The sequence below is a fragment of the Stenotrophomonas sp. P5_A8 genome, assembly GCF_056400545.1.
Window position 1 is genome coordinate 1 of sequence record NZ_JBFULB010000200.1, and the last position, 7,177, is coordinate 7,177.

General features: G+C 68.1%; 5 protein-coding genes and 1 pseudogene. 2 read left to right on the top strand and 4 right to left on the bottom strand.

Annotation, left to right across the window (positions count from 1 at the left end; translation table 11 throughout):
• Window positions 1-38: 38 nt before the first annotated feature.
• The 4 genes from AC1DQP_RS13855 to AC1DQP_RS13870 all read right to left on the bottom strand — a co-directional run bounded on the left by AC1DQP_RS13855 (window position 39) and on the right by AC1DQP_RS13870 (window position 5,616).
• The gene (locus AC1DQP_RS13855; protein WP_457321220.1) at window positions 39-1,865 is read right to left on the bottom strand and encodes a DUF885 domain-containing protein; all 1,827 of its coding nucleotides are present in this window, start codon (window positions 1,863-1,865) and stop codon (window positions 39-41) included.
• 79 nt (window positions 1,866-1,944) lie between these two features.
• Complete coding sequence (locus AC1DQP_RS13860) at window positions 1,945-2,454, bottom strand: cytochrome c oxidase assembly factor Coa1 family protein (RefSeq protein WP_478051814.1); 510 nt, start codon at window positions 2,452-2,454, stop codon at window positions 1,945-1,947.
• A gap of 39 nt (window positions 2,455-2,493) precedes the next feature.
• Window positions 2,494-4,722, bottom strand: coding sequence for a S9 family peptidase (locus AC1DQP_RS13865; RefSeq protein ID WP_478051815.1), 2,229 nt, complete (start codon window positions 4,720-4,722; stop codon window positions 2,494-2,496).
• 204 nt (window positions 4,723-4,926) lie between these two features.
• On the bottom strand, window positions 4,927-5,616 hold the full coding sequence (locus tag AC1DQP_RS13870; protein ID WP_457317840.1) for a glutathione S-transferase N-terminal domain-containing protein: 690 nt from the start codon (window positions 5,614-5,616) through the stop codon (window positions 4,927-4,929).
• A 109-nt stretch (window positions 5,617-5,725) separates the two neighbouring features.
• On the opposite strand from AC1DQP_RS13870, the gene AC1DQP_RS13875 reads away from it, so the two are divergent.
• Entirely contained in the window at window positions 5,726-6,361 is a 636-nt protein-coding gene (locus tag AC1DQP_RS13875; protein WP_457317839.1) for a TIGR00645 family protein, read from the top strand.
• Between the two features lie 187 nt (window positions 6,362-6,548).
• Window positions 6,549-7,177 (top strand): annotated as a pseudogene (locus AC1DQP_RS13880) (energy transducer TonB); the annotation flags it as partial.

A 7,177-nucleotide genomic window follows, 5' to 3' on the forward strand; every position in this document is an offset into this window, starting at 1 on the left:
GTCCGCGCCCGGAGGATGGGCGCGGACGGCAGACCGGCTCAGCGCTTGGCTGCGGCCTTGTACTTCGGCACGAAGACCTCGTTCACCGCCTGGGCCAGCTGGTCCGGCGGCAGCAGGCCCTGGTCGAGCAGGAAGTTGTTGAACGCCAGGCGGTCGAAGCGCTTGCCCAACGCCAGCTCGGTCTGCATGCGCAGTTCCAGGATGCGCGTGTACCCGTAGAAGTAGCTGCCGGCCTGGCCGGGCATGCGCACCATGTAACGGTCCAGTTCCTGGGTGGCCATCGCCTTGGACAGGCCGACGTCGTCGATCAGCACGCGCTCGGCGTTGGCGCGGTCGATCAGGCCCAGGTTGAGCATCGGGTCGAGCATCGCGCGGGCGGCGCGCAGCAGGCGGAACTGCAGTGCGATCAGCTGCCCGTCCAGCGGTTCGTACGGCACCATCTCCGCTTCGGCATACAGCGCCCAGCCTTCTACGTTGACCGAGTTGAAGGCGAACATGGTGCGCGCYAGCGAGATGCCGCGCTCGACCATCGCGGTGAACTGCAGCTCGTGGCCCGGCCGACCTTCGTGCGCGCTCAGGGTCCATGCGGCCGAACCGAAGTTGAAATCGTCGTACTGCGCGGCCTTGTCGCCGGCGGCGGGGTTGCCCAGCGGCAGTACGAAGGTGCCCTGCTGCCCGGTGTTCCCGACCAGCGGCGCGGGCAGGAAGTGCGGGGCCGGCGAGGCCGCGCTCTCGGCCGCCGAGCCCAGCCGCATCTGCATCGGGCGCTGCGGCACGTCGACGATCTTCTCGCGGCGGATGATCGGGTCGATTGCATCGATGACGCCACGGTAGTGGTGCTCGAGCTGGTCGTCGGCGATCTTGTCACCCTTCAGCGCGCGCACCACCGCGACCGGATCGGTCGGGTCGGCCACCTTCAGGCCCTTGGCCTGGACCACCAGCGGCGCCAGCTGGCGCATCGCCGAGCGGGTTTCCATGAATTCCAGCTGCGCACGCTGCATCAGCACCGCCGGGGCGATGTCGATGCCTACCCGCTTGAGCTGGTAGGCGTACAGCGGCTCGGGCAGGCGCGCGTCGGTGCGGGCCTTGGGCAGCACCGCGCTGCGGGTCCAGTCGCGGTACTCGCGCAGCTGGGTGGCAATGGTCTTCAGCGCTTCATCGGCGCCGGCCACCTTGTACTTGCCAAACAGCTGTTCGATGCCGGTGATGTAGGTGTCCACGTTGGCCAGCGACTGCTCGACTTCGATCTTCGTCGGCTGCAGCAGGGTCTTGTCGCCCAGGCGCTCTTCATAGCGCTGGCGCGACAGCGTGGTGACCGGCTGGGTGCCCGGGGCGAGGCCGGCATACGCCTTCAGGCGGTCCAGGGCCTTGGCCCGGCGCTCGGCGGGCACCTGGTCGGACAGCAGCAGGTTGAGGCCGCTGAACACGGTCTGCGGGGTATCGCTCCACGGCAGCAGGTACTTGTCGTTGAGCTCGCTGCCTTCGATGTTCTGGCTGGCCGCGGCGATCATGATCGCCAGGTCCTGGCGCACGTTGGGATCGCGCTCGGTGCTCAGCTTGGCCTGTAGTTCGGTGCGTGCCTTGGCCATGGCCGCGCGGTAGCGGGCGCCGTTGTCCGGGCCGAAATCGGCCACCTTGTCGTCATAGCCGGGCACGCCGAAGAAACCGGTCTCTTCCGGCTGGAATGGGCCCTGCGCATCCAGCAGGATCTGCGCCAGCTGGTTGCTGCGGGTGACCCACGCCGGGCTGGCGGCGGGTTTGGCGGTGGCAGGCTGGGCAGCGGCCTGCCTGGCCAACGCCGGCGGCGCCGACAGGGTGGCGGGGACGGTCAGGGCCAGCGCAACAGCAAGGACGAGCGGCTTCATGCGGGAACTCCAGGGCAGGATGCCTGCGACCCTACGCACTCACGGCGCGCCCGGCAATCGGCCGGAGGTCATGCGCCGATCAGGCCCCCAGCGACCCGGACGGCAACGGGCATTGGCCATTGGCGCGGCATTCTTCCAAGGCGCAGCTGTCGGCGGCCTCTTCGTCGTCCAGTGCGGTGAGGTCGATGGCCTCCTTGCCCTCAGTGACCACGTACAGCATCGGGTAGTCCCATTGCCCGCCGCTGCGCCGGGCATTGAGGAACAGGCGGCCATCGCCGCGCGGGCCGGACAGCGCGATCACGAACTGGCTCTGCCCGGTGGTGTGCATGGAACCGGCCGGCAGGTAGCCGTCCTGCACCGGCTCGCCGAGCGCCTGCACCAGTTCGATGTTGCAGCGCGCGCGGCGCATGGCCTCCTGGTAGGGCGTGCTGGATTTGCTCCAGTACGCCCACTGCGACAGCGCGAACCACACCGCCCAGACCGCCGCGGCGATCCCCACCACCACCGCCAGTGGCATTGCCCAGCRCCAGTGGCGGCGCCACCAGCCGGTGGATGCGGTCTTTCCGGTCAATACGGGGGGCGATGTCATCGGCAAACTCCTTGTCGGGCCGGTGGCGGAAGCGGTGGGTCAGCGGGGCAGGCAGCGCCCCAGGAAATCCTCGGCCAGACGATAGCGGTGCAGCGCATTGCTGCCCGACAGGCCGTGCTTGGCGCCCGGGTAGGTCATCAGTTCGAACGGCTGGCCACGCTTCTGCAGCGCGCTCATCAACGAGGTCGAATTGGTGAACAGCACGTTGTCATCGGCCATGCCGTGGATCAGCAGCAGGCGCGAGCGCAGGCCGTCGATGTGGGCCAGCACGCGCGCGGCTTCATAGCCCTTCGGATTGTTGGCCGGCAGGTTCATGTAGCGCTCGGTGTAGTGGCTGTCATACAGGCCCCAATCGGTGACCGGCGCGCCAGCCACGCCGCAGGCGTAGGTGTCCGACGCCTTGGCCAGCAGCATCAGGGTCATGTAGCCGCCGTTGGACCAGCCCTGCACGCCGATGCGCGCCGGGTCCACCCAGGCCTGCTGCTTCAGCCAGGCCACGCCGCGCAGCTGGTCGGCCACTTCCACCGTGCCCTGCACGCCATACAGCGCGCCGCCGAAATCGCGGCCGCGACGCGGCGTGCCGCGGTTGTCCAGCGAGAACACCACGTAACCCTGCTGGGCCAGGTACTGGTTGAACAGGTGGTCGCCACGGCCGGGCCAGCTGTCGGTGACGGTCTGGCTGGCCGGGCCGCCATACACGTACACCACCACCGGATAGCGCCGGGCCGGATCGAAACCGGCCGGCTTGATCAGGCTGTAGTGCAGCTCGGTCGTGTCGTCGGCAGCGGTAAGCGTGCCGAACTCGACCGGGCGCTGCGCATCCAGGTAGCGCGCGTAGGGGTGCTGCGGATCGCGCAGATTGTTTTCGACCAGGGTGGCGATCTTCTCGCCGTTGGCGCGGAACAGGGCGATCTGCGGCGGGGTGGAGGTGTTGGACCAGCTGTCCACGTAGACGCTGGCATTCTTGGCGAAGCTGGCACTGTGCATGCCCGGTGCCTGCGACAGGCGCTGCAGCGTGCCGCCCTGCAGCGGCACGGCGTAGATCTGGCTTTCGCGCGGCGAATCGACACCGGCGCGGAAGTACACCTTGCCGGCGGCTTCGTCCACGGCCAGCAGTTCATCGACGGGCCAGTGACCGCTGGTGAGCGCGGTGACGGTCTTGCCGTCGTCGGAGACGCGGTACAGATGCTCGAAACCGCTGCGCTCGGACGACCACACGAAGCCGCCCTGCTTCAGGAAATGCAGGCTGTTGTGCAGCGGCACCCAGGTCCTGGAGGTTTCGGTGACCAGCGTGTGCTGCTGGCCGCTGGCCAGATCGGCCTGGATCAGTTCCAGGCGCTTCTGGTCGCGCGACTGGCGCTGGAAGGTCAGGCGCTGCGGATCGCGCCAATCCACCCGTGCCAGGTAGATGTCCGGGTTGCGGCCGAGGTCGATCCAGCGCGGTGCGGCATCGGCCTTCGGCGCGATCACCGCGAGCTTGACGGTGACGTTGTGGTCGCCGGCCGCCGGATAGCGCTGCTCGATCATCTCGGTGCGGTCGGCATACATCTCATAGCGCTTCTGCACCGGCACCGGGCTTTCATCGATGCGCGCAAAGGCGATCGCCGAGTCGTCCGGCGCCCACCAGTAACCGGTGTGGCGGTCCATCTCCTCATCGGCAACGAATTCGGCCACGCCGTTGCCGATGGTGTCGCTGCCGTCGCCGGTGAGCTGGATCTGCTTGCCGCTGGCCAGGTCGATCACCCACAGGTTGCGCGCGCGCACGAAGCTGACGAACCCGCCCTTGGGCGAGAGCTTGGCATCGGTGGCGAACCCTTCGCCGTGGGTGAGCTGGCGTACCGCCGCCTTGCCCTGTTTGCTCAGGTCGTACAGGTAAAGCTCGCCGCCGAGCGGAAACAGCAAGGTGCGTGCGTCGGGCGACCACTGGTAATCGACGATCCCGGTCATCGCGGCGATGCGCTGGCGCTCGCGGCGGGCTTTTTCGGCATCGCTCAGGGTTTCTTCGCCCGGCAGCACTACCTTGGAGTCGACCAGCAGGTGGGTCGTGCCGCTGGCGATGTCGTAGGCCCACAGGTCCAGCTGGTTGCGGTCGGCGTCCTTGCCGCGCAGGAAGCTGACCTGCGAGCCGTCCGGGGCGACCTTGGGTTTCATCAGGGTCGGGCCGGACAACGGCAAGGGGCCGGTGATGGCCTCCAGGGTCAGCTTTTCGGCGTGGGCGAGCGTGGTCGAAGCGAGCATGAGGGCAAGTGAAGCAAACAGGTGGCGCATGAAGGATTCCGGCAGCGTCTGGACGTTCCCCGCCCGCGCGGGGCGGACGGGGAGCAGTTCATCCTAACCAAAAGCCTTGCGCCCGTGCCGGCGGTTGGGCGGGGTGCGGCTGCGGCGGGCGTTTTGGGGAACCGGCCAGCGGCCGGCACTACCCTCTGGGTCGGTGGGGATGTCTGGAGCGGGGCGGCGGCGGGTAGTCCCGGCTCAGCGCTGGCCGAACAGGTGCCTGCGCTCTTCCTCGCTCAGCGGCTTGCCGGCGTCCGGGTTGACCTTCTGGCGCAGCGCATAGGCGCGCTGGGTGGCCGGGCGCGCGGCGATGGCCTCGTGCCAGCGCTTGAGGTGCGGGAAGGCGGCGAAATCCACCGGCAGCTTTTCGTATGCCCCGATCCACGGGTAACTGGCCATGTCGGCGATGCTGTATTCCGCACCGCCGAGGAAAGCGCTGTCGGCCAGGCGCTTGTCCATCACCCCGTGCAGGCGGCGCACTTCGTTGTTGTAGCGCTCGATGGCATAGGGAATCTGCTCGGGCGCATACACGTTGAAGTGGCCCATCTGCCCGCTCATCGGGCCCAGCCCGGCCATCTGCCAGAACAGCCACTCCAGCACCGCCACCCGGCCGCGTGCATCGGATGGCACGAAGCGGCCGGTCTTCTCGGCCAGGTACAGCAGGATCGCGCCGGACTCGAACACGCTCTGTGGGGCGCCACCGTCGGCGGGCTGGTGGTCGACCAGGGCCGGCATCTTGTTGTTGGGCGAGATCGCCAGGAATTCGGGCTTGAACTGGTCGCCGGCGCCGATGTTGACCGGCTTGATCTGGTACGGCAGGCCCAGCTCTTCCAGCAGCAGCGTGACTTTGTGGCCGTTGGGGGTGGGCCAGTAGTACAGGTCGATCATGGCGGCGCACTCGCGGATGGGTAAGTCTGGAGTCTAGTGCGTCGGTTGGGTGGCGGGGTCACGGCGGACCCGTTAACCTGCCGCGTCCCCCGCAACGCAGCATTCCAGCATGAGCGCCCCCGAAAAGCCCATCAGCCCCCTGTCGTCCCTGATCTTCGCCTCGCGCTGGCTGCAGCTGCCGCTGTACCTGGGCCTGATCCTGGCGCAGTGCGTGTATGTGTTCCTGTTCGGCAAGGAACTGTGGCACCTGCTGCACAAGGCCAACAGCATGGGCGAGCAGGAAATCATGCTGCTGGTGCTGGGCCTGATCGACGTGGTGATGATCTCCAACCTGCTGGTGATGGTGATCGTGGGCGGCTATGAGACCTTCGTCTCGCGCCTGCGCCTGGAGAACCATCCCGACCAGCCGGAATGGCTCAGCCACGTCAATGCCAGCGTGCTGAAGGTGAAGCTGGCGCTGTCAATCATCGGCATCTCCTCGATCCACCTGCTCAAGACCTTCATCGCCGCCGGCAGCCTGGACAGCCTTCCCTCGTGCAACAGCGATGTCTACATCCAGGCGGTGGCCAGCGCCGTTGCAGCCGCCGGCCCGAGCGCCGCAGTGGCCTTCAAGTGCACCGCGTTCACCTCCACCGGGGTGATGTGGCAGACCATCATCCATGCCGCCTTCATCCTGTCGGCGATCGGCATCGCCTACACCGACAAGCTGATGAGCGGCACGCCCAGCAAGACGCTGTCGCACTGACGCTTGCCCGGCGGCGCCGGCATCGGTCACGATGCCGGCCTGCCCTCGCCGCCCGGCCCCCGGCCGGGCGAGGGGGTGCTAGATTGCACACCTGCAGTACTGCCGTGGACGTCGGGAAACGTCCATGGGCCTCGGCCAGCCTGACCGCATCGGGCCTTACGTATCGTCGTCTTCAAAGGGGAGTTGGATGTCGCACGTCAACACGATCGCCAAGGCGCGCCTGCTTGCGCCGCTGACCCTGCTGGTGGCCCTGGCCGCCTGCTCGGGCAAGGACGAACCGGCACCGGCCGCGCCTGCCGCAGGGACCGCCACCACCGCCACGCCGGCGGCGCCGGCCGCACCGGCGGTCTCGGCCAAGGTGCAGTCGATGGGCACCGACCAGCTGCGCGACCTGGCCAGCCAGGCCCTGCGCGAAAACCGCATGTACGCCCCGGCCGGCGACAACGCCATCGAGTACTACCTGGCGCTGCGCGACAAGACCCCCGATGACGCCTCGGTCAAGAGCGCGCTGACCGACCTGCTGCCCTACACCCTGATCGCGGCCGAGCAGAGCCTGGGCCGCGAGGACTTCGCCGAATCGCAGCGGCTGGTCGCGCTGATCGAAAAGGTCGACGCCACCGCACCGGCGCTGCCGCGCCTGAAGCAGGGCATCAGCGGCGGCATGCAGACCGCGCTCAAGCGCACCCAGGAAGAGACCGACAAGGTCAAGAAGGACGCCGAAAGCCGCACCAAGCAGCTGGCCGACCAGCAGCGCCAGGCCCAGCAGCAGGCCACCGAAGCCGAAGCGGCCCGCACCATCGCCGCCCAGCAGGATGC